The sequence below is a fragment of the Nocardiopsis lucentensis DSM 44048 genome (genome assembly GCF_000341125.1).
Taxonomy (GTDB): domain Bacteria; phylum Actinomycetota; class Actinomycetes; order Streptosporangiales; family Streptosporangiaceae; genus Nocardiopsis; species Nocardiopsis lucentensis.
In genome coordinates, this window is the sequence record NZ_ANBC01000522.1 from 1 (window position 1) to 18,906 (window position 18,906).

An 18,906-nucleotide genomic window follows, 5' to 3' on the forward strand; every position below is an offset into this window, starting at 1 on the left:
CAGGTGGCCGGGGCGGTTCTCCGACCCCGCCTGGCCCGCCGAGGGGCCCAGCGCGTTGCGCAGGGCGGAGTGGATGAGGTGGGTCGCCGAGTGGGAGCGCTCGATCGCGTGGCGGCGGCCGGTGTCGATGGCCGCGTGCACGGAGTCGTCCAGGACGACCTCGCCCGAGCGCACGGTGCCCCGGTGCACGAACAGGCCCGGCAGGGGCTTTTGGACGTCCTCGACGTCCACCACGCCGCGGCCGTCGACGGTGAGCGTACCGGTGTCGGCGAGCTGACCACCGCTCTCGGCGTAGAACGGCGTGCGGTCGAGGACGATCTCGACCTTCTGCCCGGCGCGTGCCACGGGCACGCCCTCGCCGTCGACCACGATGCCGCGCACGAACGACTCGCTCTCGGAGTCGGTGTAGCCGAGGAAGTCGGTGTCACCGGCCTTCTCGTGCAGCCGCGCGTACAGGGAGATGTCGGCGTTGCCGAGCTTCTTGGCGCGCGCGTCGGCCTTGGCCGTGTCGCGCTGGCGCTGCATGAGCTCGCGGAACTGGTTCTCGTCGACGCTCAGGCCCTGTTCGGCCGCCATCTCCAGGGTGAGGTCGATGGGGAAGCCGTAGGTGTCGTGCAGCTGGAAGGCGTCCGCGCCGGAGAAGACGGTGCCGCCCGCCGCGCGGGTGCGCTCGGCCGCCCGGCCGAACAGGGCGGTGCCCGCGCGCAGGGTGTCGGCGAAGTTGCGCTCCTCGGCGTCGATGACTCCGTGGATGACCTCCGCCTTGTCCAGCAGGTCGGGGTAGATGTCCTTCATCGCGTCGATGCTGACGTCGGTCAGCTCGTGCAGGAAGAGGGTGTCACTCTCCCCGGACAGCAGACGCAGGTTGCGGACGGAGCGGCGCAGGATGCGGCGCAGGACGTAGCCCGCCTTCTCGTTGCCGGGCTTGACGCCGTCGCCGACGAGCATGACGGCGCTGCGCACGTGGTCGGCGACCACGCGGAGCATCACGTCGTTGTCGTGGTCGTCGCCGTAGCGGGTGCCGGTGAGTTCGGCGGCGTGGTGCAGGACGCGGCCGATGATGTCGGTCTCGTAGATGTTGTCGACGCCCTGGAGGACCGCCGCGAGCCGTTCGAGGCCCAGACCGGTGTCGATGTTCTTCTTGGGCAGTTCGCCCAGGATCGGGAAGTCGCCCTTGTCGCCGCCCTCACCCCGCTCGTACTGCATGAAGACGAGGTTCCAGATCTCGATGTAGCGGTTGTCGTCCACCGCGGGACCGCCTTCGGCACCGTACTCGGGGCCGCGGTCGTAGAAGATCTCCGAGCACGGGCCGCAGGGCCCGGGGACGCCCATGGACCAGTAGTTCTCCTCCATGCCCAGGCGCTGGATGCGCTCGGGCCGGACGCCGACCTTGTCGCGCCAGATCTCGGCGGCCTCGTCGTCGTCGAGGTAGACGGTCACCCACAGCTTCTCCGGGTCGATGCCGAAGCCGCCGTCCTCGACGGGTGTGGTGACCAGCTCCCAGGCGAGCGGGATCGCCCGCTCCTTGAAGTAGTCGCCGAAGGAGAAGTTTCCGAGCATCTGGAAGAAGGTCGCGTGCCGGGAGGTCTTGCCGACCTCCTCGATGTCCTTGGTCCGGATGCACTTCTGGACGCTGGTGGCGGTGGAGTACTGGGGCGTGCGCTGGCCCAGGAAGTAGGGCTTGAACGGGACCATGCCTGCGGGCACCAGCAACAGGGTCGGATCCTCGGCGATCAGGCTTGCCGAGGGCACGACGGTGTGTCCGTTCTTCTCGAAGAAACTGAGGAAGCGGCGCGCGATCTCTGCCGTCTCCATTGATGCCCTCCTGTGCTTGCCTGCGCCGCCCGGGGCGACGTGGGGGTCCCGTGGGACCGTCGTGACGCGTGATCTGGTGACCGGCCCATCGTAGAGGGGACCGCACCGCACTCGCGCGTGGTTTCGCGGTGGCCGCCGGGGCCCGTGCTGATGACGACAACGGCGGCAGCCTGGTTGTTCCAAGGCTTCGGGTGTTGCTCCAAGGCTATCGCCGCTCATTACCGCGCGGGTCCCCGGCGGAGTCGGGTCAGACCCGGTGGAAGCCACGCACTCCGGGAACGAACATCAGTCCGATCATGAGCCCGGCGAAGGCCAACGGAACGAACGAGAAGTGGTCCCCGGCGATGATCGCGACCACAAGGATCAGCGACGCCACCGTGTGGAAGGCGATGATCCCCCAGAACAGCCCGCGCCTACGGCGGCCCATCATCGCGGCCAGCGTGGTGGACACGACGCCGTAGGTCAGGGGGATGAGCGCGACGAACCCGGCGAACGCGAGGAGGAATCCGAAGGCCCCGGCGGCCTCCTGATCCTGGGAGAGCTCCGCCGAGGCCTGGCCCAGGCCGAGGCCGAGGAGGGATATCCCGCCGATGAGGAGACCGATCAGGATGCCGAGCACACCGCCGATGAACATGAGGACGCGGACCGCGACGCCCGCCCCGGGCAGCGCGTCGGGGTCCCGGTGGGTCGGGGCCGCAGGAGGGGGCGGGGGCACGGGAACCTGCCCAGGTTGTCCGTAGCCGACGGGGGGATACGGATGCCCGTGGCCGGGCTGCGGTGGGTACTGGGAGGGGCCAGAGTCGCCTGAGGGGTGCACGGTGACCTTTCTGGGATGTCTGTTCTGGCTCGGCGGGAAAATCTACAGAGGGCGTCCGGGGTATCCCGGACCACGCTGGTCCGGGCGGTACCGCGGTGGGCCGGTGCGGGCCCGGCGGAAGTAGGCGCGACCGTCCGAGGTCATGAGGAGCGCGACGGTCGCAACAGCGAAGAAACCGAACGCCGCGGCCGGGACGAAGTCGAGCGCGGCGAGGAGCGCCGAGGACGGGATCGACAGCGCCTGGAAGGCGACCACGGACCAGAGCACGGCCGGCCCGCCGCCCCTGAGCAGGGATGCCAGGGCACCGGAGGCGATCGCCCACCCCGACGCGGTCAGGAGCACGACGAGCGCCTGTGCGGGGTCGTCCGAGGTCTCCACACCGGTCAGGAACGCGCTGTCCGGGTAGACGAGATACGAACCGTACCCCCCGGCCATCAACAGCTCCAGGCAGGCGCCGACGATCATCAGCGCCCTCGCCGTCGTCACGACCGTGGGCATCCGGAGCGGATGGTGCCGCGGAGGCGCCGGTGGTGCGTGGTGGACGGGCGGGGGGCACCGGGTCTCCGGGCGGCGGGCCGTGACCGACGGGCGGGGCCGGTTGCCGCCGCGGTCCGTGGTGTGGGGGGTTCGGGTTCACCGCGCGCCCTGCCCGCCGGGAGGAGGCATCGGCGGCTGGTGGTGGGGCGGGTGCCCGCCGGGGGGTCGGAACGGACCGTATGCCCCCGGGGCCGTGGCGGCCTGTTCCGACGGCTTCCTGTAGTACCGCCCGGTGGGCGGGATGGAGATGAGGATGATGTTGGTCAGGGTGAACAGGTTGCCGAGACTCCGGATGGAGCTCCCCGGGTCCGGCTCACCCGGTGGCGGTGTGGGCGCGGCGCTGTAGGTGAAGCCCAGGTAGAGCAGAGCGAGGATGTGGAAGGCGAGGATGCTCCACCTGACCGCCTTGGCGCGGCGCTTCGCCAGGATCGCGAGCACCAGGGACCCCACTCCGTAGAGTCCGAAGACCCCTCCGGCGAGGAGGGCGAACACGGGATCCGCGGCCGCCACGAAGAGGCCGACCGCGACGGCCAGCAACAGCCCCGCCGTGGCTCCGACGAACATCAGGATCCGGACGGTCAGGAGCGTGCCCGGCATCCTCTGGAGCACGGCCGCCTGCGCGTAGCCGGGCGGCGGCACGGGGTAGGGCGCGTACACGGACTGCTGCGGGTAGCCGCCGTGCGGGGGCATCGGCCCCTGGGGGTGACCGTACGGATGGGCTGGGGGGTGCGCGCCGGGATGCGGCGGGGTATCCGGGACGTGCGCGTCCGGAGCGTGGGGCTGCGGCACACGGCCCGGCTGGTGCGGGAACTGCCCGTGCGGGGGGTTGGGGTTCACTGCGCGCCTTCTCGTGGCATGGGGCCAGGACCCGGAAACCCTACTGTGCGTTCCCGACAAGTCACGAAACGTCCTGGTCGCGCGCGGCGCACACCGCGCGCGACCCCGTCACCGGCCGGGAAGGCGCTCCGGTGTGTCCTCCGGAGCGGACAGCGCCGCGCGCCCCCTCCCGGGCGCGTAGCGCGCCAGGAGTTCGGCCTCCCGCTCCCGGACCTCCTCGGCCAGGTCCTCGTTGAGTTCGCGCAGGGCCCCCTTGTACTCGGTGACCTGGCCCTCGACCCGTTCGGCGATGCCGCCGGGGGTGAGCGCCCGGCGCGCCCGCCCGACCCGGTGGACGACGTACCCGCCCAGGGCGGCCCCCGCCGCGACGTAGAGCAGCTTCCCGATCACCGGTTCTCCCTCCGCCTGCGGGAGCGCACGACGGCCAGGGCGCGGCGCTGACCCATGACGCGGCGCACCGCGTAGGTGAACGACGCGACGCGCACCAGCGGCCCGGTCACCACCGAGCGGGTCAGCGCCGTCATCGTGGACACGTCCTCGGAGGTGGCCTGGACGTTGGCGGTGATCTCCTCGACGCGTTCGAGCGAGGTGTTGGTCCGCTCCACCGTGGAGGCGACGTCCTCCAGCAGGGGCGGGGTGCGGTCCCCCACTTCCGAGACCACCGCCGTGGCCGCGTTGATGAGCTTGATGAGTTTGACGAGCGCCACGCACATGAACGTGGCCAGCACCGCCCAGACCACCGCGGCGACGAGCGCGGCGACCTCTCCTCCGGTAAGCATGCGGGCTCCGTGAGCAGATAGAGGATGACTTCGAGGGTGTGAACGGCCCCTCATGCGGGGGCGTCGGGGGTGGCTCCCAGGTGTGGGCGTCGACTGCGCCGGGTCGGGCCGCCGGAACCGTGACCGGGCGGCCCCGGGATGGGTCGGGGTTCGCCGGTTTCGGCTGACCCTATCGCGTCCGGCCACCGTCCGCCGGAGGGCGGCACGGCGAGCCTTGGGACGAAACGGTCACGGGTACATCACCAATCCGCTGGTGAGCGCTGTGAGGGATCGACGGTCGCCCACTCGTCCGGGAGAATGACTACAGAGTGGGATCTTCCCCATGAAGTCCGGACACTCCTCACCGCGCTGGAAGCACCGACAGGACCACCCATGAGCGCTCGTCCTCCCCGAGAGATCTCCGTACTGGTACCCCCGGACCTGTCTCCGCTGTACCCCGCCGACCCCGAGCGGATCGGCCCGTACCTGGTCCTGGGCCGACTCGGCCAGGGGGCCACCGGCACCGTCTACGCCGCCGTCGACGTGACCTCGCCGTCCCCTGGCGACCGTCTGGTCGCCGTGAAGACACTGGTCTGTCCCGAACTGGACGAGCCCGAAGTCTATCCCGCCCTCGCCCGGCGGCTGCGCGCGCTGTCCGGAGTCGACTCCACGCGCGTGGTCACGCCCCTGACCTTCGACTCCGACGCCAACCCCCCGTGGCTGGCCATGCCCTACGTCGGCGGGCAGCGCCTGTCCCACTACGTCACCAGGCGCGGCGGGCTCGGCAGCGGCAAGTTGATCGCCCTGGCCACCGGCCTGGCCGAGGCCCTGTCCGCGCTGCACGCACACGGTGTCTCCCACGGGTCGCTGCGTCCCAGCGACATCGTGGTGGGACCGGACGGGCCGCGTGTGATGGAGTGCGCCGTGGCGGCATCGCCGGAGCGTCTGCGTGGCACCGCGGCCAGCTGGACGAGTCCGGAGCGGGCCAGGGGCGGGGCCGCGGCCCCCGCGGCGGACGTGTTCGCCTGGGGCGCCCTCGTGGCCTTCGCGGGGACCGGGCGTCTGCCTTTCGGTTCCCGCGAACCGGACGAGATCGTCGAACGCGCCGCGGCCGGAGCGTTCGACCTCGACGACCTGCACGCGGGCCTGCGGCCGATCGTGTCCCGTGCGTTGGATCCGGACCCGGACCGTCGTCCCACCGTGGCGGAGGCGGTTGACGCGGTCCTGGCCGTGTGGGCGACCGAACTCGCGGCGGCCAGGACCGCTGAGGAGGCCGAGGAGGGCGGGGAGACGGCACAACGCCCCGTACCCGACCGTGCGGAGCTCCTGCGGCTGCTGGAGCACGAGTGGCGGGCCCTCGAACCGCCCGCCCGCGTGCCCGAGGTGGTGCGGCTGGAGGGGCGCCTGTCCCAGCACCGCCCGCGCCGGGCCCTGTTCCTGTCCGGGACGGTGGCGCTGGCCCTCGGGATGATCGGCGTCGGAGGGTGGATCCTCACCGGCCTGTTCGCCGACGACGAGCCCGAGGACACGCTGGTCTCCGAGGTGGCCGAGGACCCCTCTCCCTCCCCGAGCGAGGAGGAGGAACCACTGACCCTGGTGGCCCGGTTCGACCCCGCCGAGCAGGAGGATCCGGTGGAGGGACCGTGGGTGTTCACCCCCGTCGACCGCGAGGACGAACCCGTGCGCGGCCAGGGCGTCCCGACCCACGACGAGTGGGCCGAGCAGTGGGACGTGGCGGGCGAGCCCCGGGAGGCGGTCATCCGCGAGGACGCGGCGGTGCTGTGCGCGAAGTTCTGCGCCGCTCCCGACCACCTGTTCATCGACGTGGACGGACGGGGCACGTGGGAGCTGACCGGCTCCGACTTCATCGACTACCTGTCGTGGGGGCCCGTGATGATCGTCGAGATCACGTTCGCCGAGGACGGCGGGGACGACGGGCCCCGGGAGATCGTCGCGGTCACCGAGCTGTTCACGGACTGATGCCGCGCAGCACGTCCTTGATGCGACGCAGGACCTCGCCGAACCGGCGTTCCGCGCCGTGGCCGGTGGGCCGGTAGTACTCCCGGTCGGTCAACCCGTCGGGGGCGTGCCGCTGGGGCGCGACCCCGCCCGGGTAGTCGTGGGCGTAGCGGTAGCCCTCACCGTGGCCGAGTTCGGCGGCCCCCTTGTAGTGGCCGTCGCGCAGGTGGACGGGGACCGGTCCGGCGTTGCCCGCGCGCACGTCGCCGACGGCCTCGTTGATGGCGGTGATCACGGCGTTGGACTTGGGCGCCAGGCTGATGTGGATGACCGCCTGGGCGAGGTTGATCCGCGCCTCGGGCAGACCGACCAGTTCGACCGCCTGCGCCGCGGCCACCGCGGTCTGGAGGGCGGTCGGGTCGGCCATGCCCACGTCCTCGCTGGCGTGCACGACCAGGCGCCGCGCGATGAACCGGGGGTCCTCCCCCGCCTCGATCATCCGCGCCAGGTAGTGCAGGGCGGCGTCGGGGTCGCTGCCGCGCATGCTCTTGATGAACGCGCTGATGACGTCGTAGTGCTGGTCGCCGGAGCGGTCGTAGCGCACGGCGTGCCGGTCGACGGCGCGCTCGACGTGATCGGCGGTGATGGTCCTCGGTTCGGCCCCGGGAGGACCTGAGACGAGCGCCGCGGCCTCCAGGTAGGTCAGGGAGCGGCGGCCGTCGCCACCGGCCAGGCGGACCAGGTGCTCGACGGCGTCGTCGGCGAGTGTGTAGCGGCCGTCCAGACCGCGCTCCTCGGCCAGCGCCCGGTCGAGCAGTGCGCGCACGTCGGTGTCGTCCAGGGACTCCAGCGACAGCAGCAGGGAACGGGACAGCAGGGGGCTGACCACGGAGAAGAAGGGGTTCTCCGTGGTGGCGCCGATGAAGCTCACCCAGCGGTTCTCCACGGCTGGGAGGAGGGCGTCCTGCTGGGTCTTGTTGAAGCGGTGCACCTCGTCGACGAACAGGAGCGTCCGAGTGCCGTGCATCCCCAGTCGCCGCCGGGCCTCGTCGACGACGGTGCGCACGTCCCTCACCCCGGCGCTGACCGCCGACAGCTCCACGAAGCGGCGCTTGGTGACGTGGCTGACCACGGTGGCCAGGGTGGTCTTGCCGGTTCCGGGCGGGCCCCACAGGAACACGGACATGGGCGCGTCGTCCTCGACCAGGCGGCGCAGCGGGCTGCCCTCGCCCAGGAGGTGGCGTTGGCCCACGACCTCGTCCAGGGTGCGGGGCCGCATGCGCACGGCGAGCGGTTCCTGTCCCCGGGCGGCCTCGGCTCCGGCGTCATCGAACAGTGTTTCGGACACCCACCCAGGGTAGGGCACGCGCGTCAGGGCACCGGTTGGTCCGCCCTGTCCGGCTCGGTGCCGAGCCCGGCGTTCGCGTTGTCGGTCATGCGGGTGATGAGCAGGGCGATGTCGTCACCGCGACCGGCGGGCGCCATCTCCGCCAGGACGTGGGCGGCCGCCTCGGGGTCCTCACCGTGTTCGGCCAGGGCCTCCCCGACCAGGGCCAGCCCCTCGTTCATGGGCAGCTCCGAGCTCTCCACGAGCCCGTCCGAGCAGAGCAGCAGCGTGCCGCCGGGCGGGAGGGCACGCGTGGTGACGGTGTACTCGGTGTCGGGCAGGACGCCCAGCGGCGGCCCGGTCTCGGGCTCCCAGAACTCGTAGCTGCCCTTGGAGGCCAGGACGACGGGCGGCTGTCCCGCCCACGCGGCCTGCATGATTCCCGTCTCCCGGTCCAGGACCAGGTAGCCGCACGTGGCGAAGACGATCTCGCCGGTCTCGGTGAGCAGGCGGTTGGTCTCGCCCAGGACCACACCGGGGTCGGACTGGTTGGTGGCGTAGGCGCGAAAGGCGACGCGGATCTGCCCCATGGCGGCGGCCGCCTCGACACCGTGGCCCTGGACGTCGCCGACGAGCAGCCCGACGCGGTTGTCGGGAAGCTCGATGACGTCGTAGAAGTCGCCGCAGATGCGCCAGTCCGCGCGGGAGGGCAGGTACTTGGTGGCGATGGCCATGTCGGGGAAGCTGGCGACCTGGCGCGGCAGCATGCGGCGCTGGACGGCGTCGGCGAGTTCGAGCTCCGCCTGCTGGGCCTTGATCCGCTGCAACGCCTGACCGGCCAGCCCGGCGAAGGTGAGCATGAGGGCGCGTTCGTCGCGGCTGGCGTGGTGGGGCCGGTCCCAGGTCATCTGCCACACGCCCAGGGCGACCTTGCCGTCGCCGAAGATCGGGACGGTCGCCCAGGCCTGGCCGCTGACGTTGCGCATGAGCTCGACCGCGGCCGGGAAGCGGCTGATGATCTCGGCGCGGCTCTCGAAGAAACGGGGCTGGCGGTCCTGGATGACCGCGCCCATGGGGAAGTCGGTGTCGTCGGCCCGGCGGCCGTCGAGCTGTTCGATGTTGCCGCCGCGCGTGCGGGCTCCGGGCGAGGTGCGCAGCAGACCGTCCTCGACGTAGAGGGCGGCGGCGTTGATCCCGCCGAAGATCGGCAGGAACTCCTCGCTGAGCAGGTCCATGACGTTGTCGACGGTGGTGGCCGACACGAGCTTGGACGACAGTTCGGTGACCAGGCGACCGTGCTCGGCCTCGGTACGGCGGCGGTCCGCCAGGCGGCGGACCAGCTGCACGTGTTCGGTGACGTCGTCCACGATCCCGACGAGGCGGTCGGGGCGGCCTGGGACGAACCGGGCCCGCACGTGGAGGGAGCGCTCGTCGCCGAGGCGATCGAAGACGCGGAAGCGTTGTTCGTAGTCGCGACCGCGGAAGGCGGCCGACATGGCGTCACGCACCCGGGCGATGTCGTCGGGGTGTACGCGCTCCAGGATGTGTTCGAGCTGTCGCTCGCCGCCCGCGAGGAGGTCGCCGAGGGGCGTGGGCCCGAACAGTTCACGCAGGCGCCCGGTGCCCAGGTCCAGGCTCCAGAGCACCGAGTCGGAGTTGTCCGTGCGCAGCTCGCCGACCACGCGCAGGTCCGCGTCGTCGGCGGAGAGGACGTGCAGGAGTACGACCAGGCGGGGCTCCGGCGCGGCACCGTTGGCGGAGGGCACCGGTCGCAGGTCGGCCTCGACCAGCTGGGGGCACGAGGAGTCGGAGACCAGCCGCAGGTGGACCCGTTCAGCCCAGTTCCCGTCGAGGGCCCGCGCGTGGGCCCGCGCTCCGCGGGCGGCGTCGTCACCATCGAGGAGGTCGTACCAGGCGCGCCCGGCCAGCTCCGTCCCGTCGAGCCCGACAAGCTCGGCGAAGGCCAGGTTGGCGTGCAGGATCGCGCCGTCTTCCCGAGTGAGCACCATGGGCTCGGGAGCGTGGGAGAACGCCCCCGCGAGCGCGTACTCGGAGCCATCGCCTGAGGCGCGTTTTCCGTTCACGTATGACTCATCCTCATGTCGTCTCGGACGTCACACCCGCGCCCGGACGCGGTACCCCCGGAACGTTCCGATTCGGCCCATTCTAGTGTCCGGAACCGGGCTCCTCAGGTGGGGAACCGACGGCCGTGGCCGTCGGTCAGCCCCTTCACCACCCGCGTGACCTGGGCAGGCGCGGCGCACCACGGTTGGCTGGGAACAGGGGTGAGCTGCCGACCCCGCTTGAGGTGGGACTTTGGCCGACCTCAGGGCGCGAATCGTTACGCTCGTGTGACTCATTGGCGCACAATGCGCTCGGCCACCGATCCGACCGCGAAAGTGGGCGGACCCACCGTTTCACCGTGCCCACTCCACGACACGCGCGAACCGCGGTTCGGAAAGGGTGATTCGCCCCCAACGGTAGGGGATGACGGGCCTCACCGCATCCGTGACGGCCTGCCGCGGGCGTCCGCGGCCGAGTCCGGCCACAATTCCCACGCCGGGGTCACTCCCGATAATCCCTGAATATCGCCAAGTGACCGAATGCGACAGGTTCGAAGTCATGCGAATCCGGGCACCGAACATGTCAGGTTCGAAAACTCGCCGGAGCCCCAAGGACGCATTCATGTACCTGGTACGCGAGGCCGCCGTCGTGGACCTGGCCACCCACGGCACCACCTGGAACTGGACCTGTCGACTCTGTAACCACAGCAACCCCGACGACGAGAACATCTGCTGCCAGCACTGCGGAGCGACGAAGCGCTGAGACGCCGCCTCTTCCCCAGCGCGACGTCCGTCGGCCCCGGCCCGGACACGACGGGGGGCGGCACGCACGTCGCGCACCGCCCCTTCGGGCGCCGTCATCGCCATCCCGGCGACCGCGGCTCCTTGTCGGCGATCACCGCCGTGGGCTCGACCCCTGCCCGGCCGTCACTGCTTCTTCTGGTGCTCAGGGGGCAGGACCGTGCGGATGTGCACGTCGTGTAGCTGCTGGTCGGAGACCGCGGAGGGCGCACCCATCATCAGGTCCTGGGCGTTCTGGTTGAGCGGGAAGGCGATGGTCTCGCGGATGTTGGGTTCATCCGCGAGGAGCATGACGATCCGGTCGACACCGGGCGCGATACCGCCGTGCGGCGGGGCACCGAACTTCAGTGCCCTGAGCATGCCGCCGAACTCGGCCTCGACGGCCTCCTTGTCGTATCCGGCGATGTCGAAGGCCTTGTACATGATCTCGGGTGAGTGGTTCCGAATCGCCCCGGAGGACAGTTCGACACCGTTGCAGACGATGTCGTACTGCCACGCGAGGATGTCCAGCGGGTCCTGGGTGTTCAGGGCCTCCATACCGCCCTGCGGCATGGAGAAGGGGTTGTGGCTGAACGCGACGTCGCCCTGCTCGTTGATCTCGAACATCGGGAAGTCGACGATCCAGCAGAAGCGGTAGACCTTCTCCTCGAAGAGGTCCGCGCGCTTGCCCGCCTCGACGCGGACCGGCGCCATGATGCGGTTGATCTCCGCCTCGTCCTCACTCGCGCAGAAGAACAGACCGTAGCCGGGACCGGCGCCCAGGGTCGAGAGCAGTTCGTCGCTGATCTCGGTGACGAACTTGGCGATGGGGCCGGTGAGCTCACCGTTCTCTCCGACCTTGAGCCAGGCCAGGCCCTTGGCCCCCTGCTCGACCGCGAAGTCGCCGATGCCGTCGAAGAACTTCCGAGGCTTGTCACCGACCCGCGGGACGGCCAGAGCGCGCACCTTCTTGCCCTCGAAGGCGCGAAAGTCGGTCTTGTCGAACAGCGCGGTGACGTCGAGCATCCGCATCGGCACGCGCAGGTCGGGCTTGTCCGTCCCGTACCACTCCAAAGCGTCCCGGTAGGCGATGCGCGGGTAGGGGGAGGTGATTTCCCAACCGTCGGAGAACTCCCGGAAAACGTCGGTCATCACCTTCTCGATGACCTCGAAGACGTCCTCCTGCTCGACGAAGCTCATCTCGACGTCAAGCTGGTAGAACTCGCCCGGGGAGCGGTCCGCGCGGCTGTCCTCGTCACGGAAGCAGGGAGCGATCTGGAAGTAACGGTCGAACCCGGCGACCATCAGGAGCTGCTTGAACTGCTGCGGCGCCTGGGGAAGAGCGAAGAACCGGCCGGGGTGCAGACGCGACGGCACCAGGAAGTCGCGGGCTCCCTCGGGGCTGGAGCTGGTCAGGATGGGGGTCTGGAACTCGTTGAAGCCCAGGTCCGTCATCTTCTGCCGGATCGAGGCCACCACCTGGGAACGGAGCATGATGTTGCGGTGCATCCGCTCACGGCGCAGGTCGAGGAAACGGTATCCGAGACGACGCTCCTCGGAGGTGTTGTCCTCCGGGAAGACGGTGAGGGGAAGTTCCTCGGTCGTGCCGAGCACCTCCATCTCCGTGGCCTCGATCTCGATCTCACCCGTGGGGAGGCCGGGGTTGACGTTCTCGTCGCTGCGCGCCGCGACCTGGCCGGTGACCCGGATCACCGACTCCTTGGAGATTCGGCTGAGCTGCTCGAACACCGGGGACTCGGGGCGTGCCATGAGCTGCGTGACGCCGTAGTGGTCGCGCAGGTCGACGAAGAGCAGACCGCCGAGATCACGACGGTTGTGCACCCAGCCCGAAAGGCGCACCTGCTGCCCGACGTGCTCCTTACGGAGCTGACCACACGAATGAGTCCTGTAACGATGCATGAGTTACCAAGTCCACTAACTACACGGCTGGGCGAGGATGCCGGGTTTCCCGAAGACGGACCCGGCTGGAGGCACGGCATGCCCCTTGACATCTGGAATCCTACCGCCAACGACCCGGCCGAGCCGCCCGGTCGAGGGCGGCCGGGGCGGGGTGGTCGGAGCCGCGCGGTCAGCCGGTCAGGGCACGCAGGTAGGGGTTGGCGGCCCGCTCGCGTCCGACGGTGGTGGCCGGACCGTGGCCGGGCAGAATCCGGGTGTCGTCGGAGCGTGCCAGGACGGCCGAGGCGAGGCTGGCGTTCATCGCCGCCGGATCGCCGCCCGGGAAATCGGTCCGGCCGATGGAGCCGGCGAAGACCAGGTCCCCGGCGAGCATGACCGGGGACTGACCGGAGGAGGCCAGGCGGTAGACGACCGACCCCGGTGTGTGGCCCGGGGTGTGCTCGACGGTGAACTCCAGTCCGGCGAGGGTGAGGGTGTCACCGCCGTCGACCTCCACGAGGTCCTCCGGCTCGCGGAAAGGGCCCGGGCCGAGCAGCGCGGACAGCTGCGCGGCGAAGCCGGGGTCGACGCCCGCGGCGGGCTCGGTCAGCAGACGCCGGTCGGCGGCGTGCAGGTGAACCGGCAGGCCCGCCCGGTCGGCCAGCTCGGCGGCCGACCACACGTGGTCGAAGTGGCCGTGGGTGAGCAGGACGGCGGTCGGAGTCAGGTCGTGTTCGGCCAGGGCCTTGCCCACCTGCTCGGTGGCGTCCTGGCCCGGGTCGACGAGGACGCAGTCACCGCCCGGAGCCGGAGCGAGCACGTAGCAGTTCGCGGCGAGGGGCCCGGTGGCGAGCGCGGTGATGAGCACGCAGGATCGTCCTGTTCCTCGGTTGGTTCCGGTTGCTGGATTCGGGGGTGGAGGGTCCGGGGCCGGCGAAGGCACCGCCCGGCCACGCGCCCCGCCCGTTCCGGCTGACCGGGCGGACGTACCCTACGAGTACAGAGCCTACCGACGCGCGCGGGGGCGGCGAACCGATGTGCGAGGGGGTGCGCGGCTTTGATCACCATTCGATCACCGCACGCGTCGGGCCTCTTTGCCAAACCGCGTGGTAATGCCATATTGGTCACCGGTGCCGTGTGCGCCGCGTCCGCCGACCAGCGCCTCTCCACGGCGGGTCCCCGGCCCGGCCAGACGCACGAGGGCGCCGCCGCAGACACGGTGATCTGCGCAAGAGTGAACCACGGCGCGTCGATGCCCGCCCAATCGTATGGATATCGTGCTGAGCACGGTGGTACCCATCACGAACAGGTGCGGGACGCCGCGACGACCCGAACCCGCCTACGGCCGGGCTCATGACAGCAGGAGGACACGGTGACCACGGACCCTTGGGGCCGCGTAGACGACGACGGCACGGTCTACGTGCGCACGAGCGAAGGCGAGCGGGTCGTCGGATCGTGGCAGGCGGGGGCCCCGGAGGAGGCCCTGGCCTTCTTCCGCCAGAAGTACGACGCGCTGGTCACCCAGGTGGAGCTGCTGGAGAAGCGGCTCCGCAGCACCGACCTGTCCGCGTCGTCGGCGATGTCCAGCATCGACAAGCTGCGCTCCCAGGTCAGCGAGGCGCACGCGGTCGGTGACCTGGACGCCCTCACCCGGCGGCTCGACGCGCTCGCCGGACGCGCCGAGGAGCGCAAGGTCGAGCAGAAGCACGCGCAGGAGCAGGCGCGCGGGCACGCCCGCGAGATCAAGGAGCGCATCGTCGCCGAGGCCGAACGGGTCGCGGTGGAGACGACGCACTGGAAGTCCGGCGGTGAGCGGATGCTCCAGCTCATCGAGGAGTGGAAGAAGGCCCCGCGCGCCGACCGGCCCACCGAGCAGGCGCTGTGGAAGCGCATGTCGGCGGCGCGCAACTCGTTCTCCAAGCGGCGCAAGGCCTACTTCGCCAACCTCGACCAGCAGCGCGAGGAGGTGCGCGCGGTCAAGGAGCGCATCGTCGCCGAGGCCGAGGCCCTGTCCGACTCGCAGGACTGGGGCCCCACGGCCCGCGCCTACCGCGACCTGATGCAGCAGTGGAAGAGCAGCGGACGCGCGGACCGGGCCAGCGAGGACCGGCTGTGGGCACGGTTCAAGACGGCCCAGGACCGGTTCTTCGACGCGCGCAACGCGGTCTTCGCTGAGCGTGACGCCGAACTGCGCGTCAACGCCGAGGCCAAGGAGCGGATCCTGGCGGAGGCCAAGGACGAGATCCCCACGATCTCCGACCCCCGCCGGGCCCGCGCGCGCCTGCGCGACTTCCAGGAGGCGTGGGAGGAGGCCGGAGAGCTGCCACGCGACGTGCGTGACCAGCTGGAGGGCGCCTTCCGCCAGATCGAGGACTCCGTGCGCCGCGCGGAGGACGCCGAGTGGGAGCGGACCAACCCGGAGGCCCGGGCCCGCGCCCAGGCCACGGTCGAACAGCTGGCGACCGCGATCAATGATCTGGAGGCGAAGCTGGAGAAGGCGCGCGAGCGCGGCGACTCCCGGCGGATCAAGGAGCACGAGGACGCGTTGCAGGCTCGGCGCTCCTGGCTGGCCGAGGCGGAGAAGGCGCTCAGCGAGCTGAGCTGACGCTTCTCCCGAACACGGGCGGGCCGTGTCCCCTGGCAGGGGACGCGGCCCGCCCGTATTGGTGAGAATGGTGGGGAGTCCGGGCCCGAACCGGGGCCCGCGCCCATCGACGTGCTCCGAGGTCTCCATGCCCGACTCCACACCGCCGCCGACCGTCCTGGTCGTGGACGACGAACCGAACATCCGCGAGCTCCTCGCCGCTTCCCTGGAACTGGACGGCTTCACCGCGGTCCGGGCCGGGGACGCGGCGGGTGCGCGGGAGAGCGCACGGGAGCACGGACCGGCACTGGCGGTCGTGGACGTCATGCTTCCGGACGGGGACGGGTTCGCGCTCGCCGCCGATCTGCGGGCGGAGCACCCGGACCTGCCCGTGCTGTTCCTGACCGCGCGGGACTCGGTGACCGACCGTGTGGCGGGGGTGCGGGCCGGCGCCGACGACTACGTGACCAAGCCGTTCAGCGTGGAGGAGGTCGTCCTCCGGATCCGCGCGATCCTGCGGCGGGTGGGAACGGTGGGGCGGCCGGACGAGGGTCGCGTCCTGCGGTACGAGGACCTGGAGTTGGACGAGGACGCCTATGAGGCGCGCCGGGGCGGGCGGACGATCCGTCTGTCCCCCACCGAGTTCGAGCTGTTGCGGTACCTCATGGCCAACGCCGGGCGTGTGCTGACCAGGCCGCAGATCCTGCGGACGGTGTGGGGCCAGGACGGCGACGACAGCCGGGTCGTGGAGACCTACATCAGCTACCTACGGCGCAAGGTGGACGTGGACGGCCCCCCGTTGATCCACACCGTCTGGGGCGTGGGGTACAGCCTGCGTCGGAGCCGTGACCGTGGCTGAGTTCCGGCGTGCGCGCCGCCTGCTGCCCGTGAGCCTGTGGGGGCGGCTGGTGTTGTCGGTGCTGGTGCTCACCACGGTGGCGATGGCGATGTTCGGTGTGGCCGGGTCCGTGCTGCTGCGCCAGTCGCTGACGGCGGAGGTGGACGAGCGGCTGGCCCGGATGATGGCCCCGTCGGTCTCGCGCGAGGAGTCGCCGCCGGACATGGGGCACGCCGAGCCGCCGGCCCTGCCGTCGGATCTGCGGGAGTTGCGGTTCGCCTCCGACGGGACGCTGCTGTGGCGTGTGGGCCAGACGGAGGAGGACCCCTCGGGTCCCGACGTGTCGGGGTTGACCGCCGAGGAGTTGCGAGAGGCTGACGGGTCCGTCTTCGAGCTGCCGGACACGGAGGGTGGCGCCGACTGGCGGGTCAGGGTCGGGGCGGCTCCGGACGGGACCGTCGCGATGCTGGCGCAGTCCCTGGCCGGGGTGGACACGACGTTGGCCCTGCTGAGGTGGGTGCAGCTCGGTGCGGGCACGGTGGTGCTGGTGGCCCTGGCCTCGGGCACGGTCGCGATCGTCCGTGTCCAGTTGCGCCCGTTGGCGCGCATGCAGCGCGCGGCCGACGCCATCGCGGGTGGCGACTTCGAGGCACGCGTTCCGGAGGACCGGCGGCACGGCTCCGCCTCCGAGACCGCGCGCCTGGGCGCCGCGCTCAACACGATGTTGGGGAGGCTGTCGGAGGCGTTGAGGGAGCGGGAGGCCACGGCGGAGCGGATGCGGCGGTTCGTGGCCGACGCATCGCACGAGTTGCGCACCCCCCTGGCGTCGATCCGGGGGTTCGCGGAGCTGTTCCGACTGGGGAGGGAGCGTGGCCGGGTCTCGGCCGATCCGGTGGTGGACGACTGGATGCGGCGCGTGGAGTCCGAGGCGGAGCGCATGGGGACGTTGGTGGACGGCCTTCTGTTGCTGGCCCGCCACGACGAGCAGCCGGAGGTGGCCGCCGAGGACGTGGACCTGGCCGAGCTCGTGCGGGAGGGGGTCGCGGCGGCGCGGGCCCGGGAGGGGGGCACGCGGGAACGGGTGGCGTCGGAGACGGTGCCCGGGGTTCGGGTGGTCGGTGACCGGTCACGCCTGCGGCAGGTGCTGGACAACCTGATAGGCAACGCCCAGGTGCACACGCCGCCCGGAACCCCCGTACGGGTGTGGGTGGAGGTACTGGAGGACCCGGATCGGTGGACTCCGTCGGAGGAGGCGGTCCGGGTCGGCGCGCTGCCGTCGAGGGTGGGCCGTGTGGTCGCGGTGTGCGTACGCGACGAGGGGCCCGGGATCCGGGCACAGGACCGAGCACGGCTGTTCGACCGGTTCTTCCGGGCGGACGAGGGCCGCTCGCGCCACACGGGGGGCGCGGGACTGGGACTGGCGATCTCGGCCGCCGTCGTGTCCGCGCACGGCGGGGTCCTGGAGGTGGTCAGCGGGCCCGGTCAGGGCACGCTGTTCCGTGTGTTGCTACCGCTCGGCTGACGGGTACATCCCCCGTACCGGCCCTGTCCCCCGGGCCTGGCCACCACGGTCGGTCAGCGGCGTGAGTCCAGGTGGTAGACGTTCGCGGGCGTGGGATCGGCGGTCCCCTTCGGTTCCGCACCGGTTCCCTGGTCCGCCTCGGCCGCCGCCTCCGTTCCCGTTTCCCGCTCCGCGGCGGACGCGGGNNNGCCGGCCGTCAGTAACGCCGTCAGAGCGGCACCCCCGATGACCCACGGCGCGATGACCGGACCGCGAACGATGTGGACCGCCGAGGCGCACGACGCCAGTGTGGCGTCGGGAGCGGGGCGCACGCACACGGTGGTGACCGAACGATCCTCGTCCGGGACATCGGTGATCTCGCCGACGGCGGTCAGCACCGCGCGTTCCCCGGCTTCCAGGGCCCCGGTCCAGACGATCCGCCCGTCCTCGACGGCGGCCTCGGGTGAGGTGGAGGTGACCTCCATGGCCGGGGAGACGAACTGCACCACCTGAGCCTCGGGAAGGGCGTCGCCACCGGAGTTGCGGATCCGGATGGTGAGGTCGACCCGGTCGCCCTCGCGCAGGGGCTCCGCCTCGACCGCGGCCTCCACCACGACGTGGAGTGTGTCAGCCCCTGGAACGGGCGCCATCAGGAGGGCCGAGAGTCCTCCGGCTGACAGCGCCGTGAACACGGACATGGCGGACCCCCTCCGACAACCAGAATCACTATGCGTACATAGTATGTCGCAATGGGTGATATTTCTAGTTCGGGAGAGGATCCGCCGGTGAGATCCTAGGCGCCGACGGCCGACCGCAGCGCGGAGGCACGGTCGGTCCGCTCCCACGTGAAGTCGGGCAGCTCGCGGCCGAAGTGGCCGTAGGCCGCGGTCTTCGCGTAGATCGGGCGCAGCAGGTCGAGGTCGCGCACGATGGCGGCGGGCCGCAGGTCGAAGATCTCCTTGACCGCCTTCTCGATCAGCTCCGGGGCGACCTTCTCGGTGCCGAAGGTCTCGATGAACACACCGACCGGGTGCGCCTTACCGATGGCGTAGGCGACCTGGACCTCGGCGCGCTCGGCGAGCTCGGCGGCGACGATGTTCTTGGCGACCCAGCGCGTGGCGTAGGCGGCCGAGCGGTCCACCTTCGACGGGTCCTTGCCGGAGAAGGCGCCGCCGCCGTGGCGGGGGGGGG

General features: G+C 71.1%; 16 protein-coding genes. 5 read left to right on the forward strand and 11 right to left on the reverse strand.

The features are described 5' to 3' along the window. The 6 genes from alaS to D471_RS0118390 form a co-directional block, all read right to left on the reverse strand. A partial coding sequence (gene alaS / locus D471_RS0118365) for an alanine--tRNA ligase (protein ID WP_017599968.1) occupies window positions 1–1,815 on the reverse strand: 1,815 nt, incomplete at its 3' end. 247 nt (window positions 1,816–2,062) lie between these two features. Further along, window positions 2,063–2,530 (reverse strand): hypothetical protein, encoded by a 468-nt coding sequence (locus D471_RS35035; RefSeq protein ID WP_017599969.1) that lies wholly within the window; start codon window positions 2,528–2,530, stop codon window positions 2,063–2,065. 144 nt (window positions 2,531–2,674) lie between these two features. Beyond that, a complete protein-coding gene (locus tag D471_RS0118375) occupies window positions 2,675–3,130 on the reverse strand; it encodes a hypothetical protein (protein ID WP_152486365.1) in 456 nt (151 codons plus the stop codon). A gap of 135 nt (window positions 3,131–3,265) precedes the next feature. Then, window positions 3,266–3,859, reverse strand: coding sequence for a hypothetical protein (locus D471_RS37725; protein WP_017599971.1), 594 nt, complete (start codon window positions 3,857–3,859; stop codon window positions 3,266–3,268). Between the two features lie 255 nt (window positions 3,860–4,114). Beyond that, window positions 4,115–4,396: a hypothetical protein gene (locus D471_RS0118385; protein WP_017599972.1), complete on the reverse strand. Its 282-nt coding sequence runs from the start codon at window positions 4,394–4,396 to the stop codon at window positions 4,115–4,117. Beyond that, window positions 4,393–4,785 (reverse strand): DUF948 domain-containing protein, encoded by a 393-nt coding sequence (locus D471_RS0118390; RefSeq protein ID WP_017599973.1) that lies wholly within the window; start codon window positions 4,783–4,785, stop codon window positions 4,393–4,395. Before D471_RS0118390 ends, D471_RS0118385 begins: the two co-directional genes overlap by 4 nt. 372 nt (window positions 4,786–5,157) lie before the next feature. On the opposite strand from D471_RS0118390, the gene D471_RS0118395 reads away from it, so the two are divergent. Further along, window positions 5,158–6,744 carry a serine/threonine-protein kinase gene (locus tag D471_RS0118395; RefSeq protein ID WP_026127852.1) on the forward strand — a complete coding sequence of 529 codons (1,587 nt, stop codon included), beginning with the start codon at window positions 5,158–5,160 and terminating at the stop codon, window positions 6,742–6,744. Here D471_RS0118395 and D471_RS0118400 read toward each other — a convergent pair. Continuing rightward, complete coding sequence (locus D471_RS0118400; protein ID WP_017599974.1) at window positions 6,734–8,071, reverse strand: replication-associated recombination protein A; 1,338 nt, start codon at window positions 8,069–8,071, stop codon at window positions 6,734–6,736. The genes D471_RS0118395 and D471_RS0118400 overlap by 11 nt on opposite strands. Window positions 8,072–8,094: 23 nt before the next feature. Beyond that, on the reverse strand, window positions 8,095–10,134 hold the full coding sequence (locus tag D471_RS0118405; RefSeq protein WP_017599975.1) for a SpoIIE family protein phosphatase: 2,040 nt from the start codon (window positions 10,132–10,134) through the stop codon (window positions 8,095–8,097). 601 nt (window positions 10,135–10,735) lie between these two features. Here D471_RS0118405 and D471_RS40895 point away from each other — a divergent pair. Further along, window positions 10,736–10,876 (forward strand): hypothetical protein, encoded by a 141-nt coding sequence (locus D471_RS40895; protein ID WP_017599976.1) that lies wholly within the window; start codon window positions 10,736–10,738, stop codon window positions 10,874–10,876. Window positions 10,877–11,040: 164 nt separating this feature from the next. Here the strand turns inward: D471_RS40895 and aspS are convergent, their stop codons facing one another. Both aspS and D471_RS0118420 read right to left on the reverse strand, forming a co-directional pair. After that, a complete protein-coding gene (aspS, locus tag D471_RS0118415) occupies window positions 11,041–12,813 on the reverse strand; it encodes an aspartate--tRNA ligase (RefSeq protein WP_083924252.1) in 1,773 nt (590 codons plus the stop codon). A gap of 169 nt (window positions 12,814–12,982) precedes the next feature. Further along, window positions 12,983–13,660, reverse strand: coding sequence for an MBL fold metallo-hydrolase (locus tag D471_RS0118420; protein WP_017599978.1), 678 nt, complete (start codon window positions 13,658–13,660; stop codon window positions 12,983–12,985). A gap of 504 nt (window positions 13,661–14,164) precedes the next feature. On the opposite strand from D471_RS0118420, the gene D471_RS0118425 reads away from it, so the two are divergent. The 3 genes from D471_RS0118425 to D471_RS0118435 all read left to right on the forward strand — a co-directional run bounded on the left by D471_RS0118425 (window position 14,165) and on the right by D471_RS0118435 (window position 17,736). Then, a complete protein-coding gene (locus D471_RS0118425) occupies window positions 14,165–15,397 on the forward strand; it encodes a DUF349 domain-containing protein (RefSeq protein WP_017599979.1) in 1,233 nt (410 codons plus the stop codon). A 127-nt stretch (window positions 15,398–15,524) separates the two neighbouring features. Beyond that, complete coding sequence (locus D471_RS0118430; protein WP_017599980.1) at window positions 15,525–16,235, forward strand: response regulator transcription factor; 711 nt, start codon at window positions 15,525–15,527, stop codon at window positions 16,233–16,235. Next, window positions 16,228–17,736 (forward strand): sensor histidine kinase, encoded by a 1,509-nt coding sequence (locus tag D471_RS0118435; RefSeq protein WP_051059218.1) that lies wholly within the window; start codon window positions 16,228–16,230, stop codon window positions 17,734–17,736. The genes D471_RS0118430 and D471_RS0118435 overlap by 8 nt, the downstream gene beginning before the upstream one ends. Before the next feature lie 772 nt (window positions 17,737–18,508). On the opposite strand, the gene D471_RS0118445 is transcribed toward D471_RS0118435, so the two are convergent. Beyond that, the coding region (locus D471_RS0118445; RefSeq protein WP_026127854.1) for a methionine adenosyltransferase domain-containing protein at window positions 18,509–18,906 on the reverse strand (398 nt) is incomplete at its 5' end.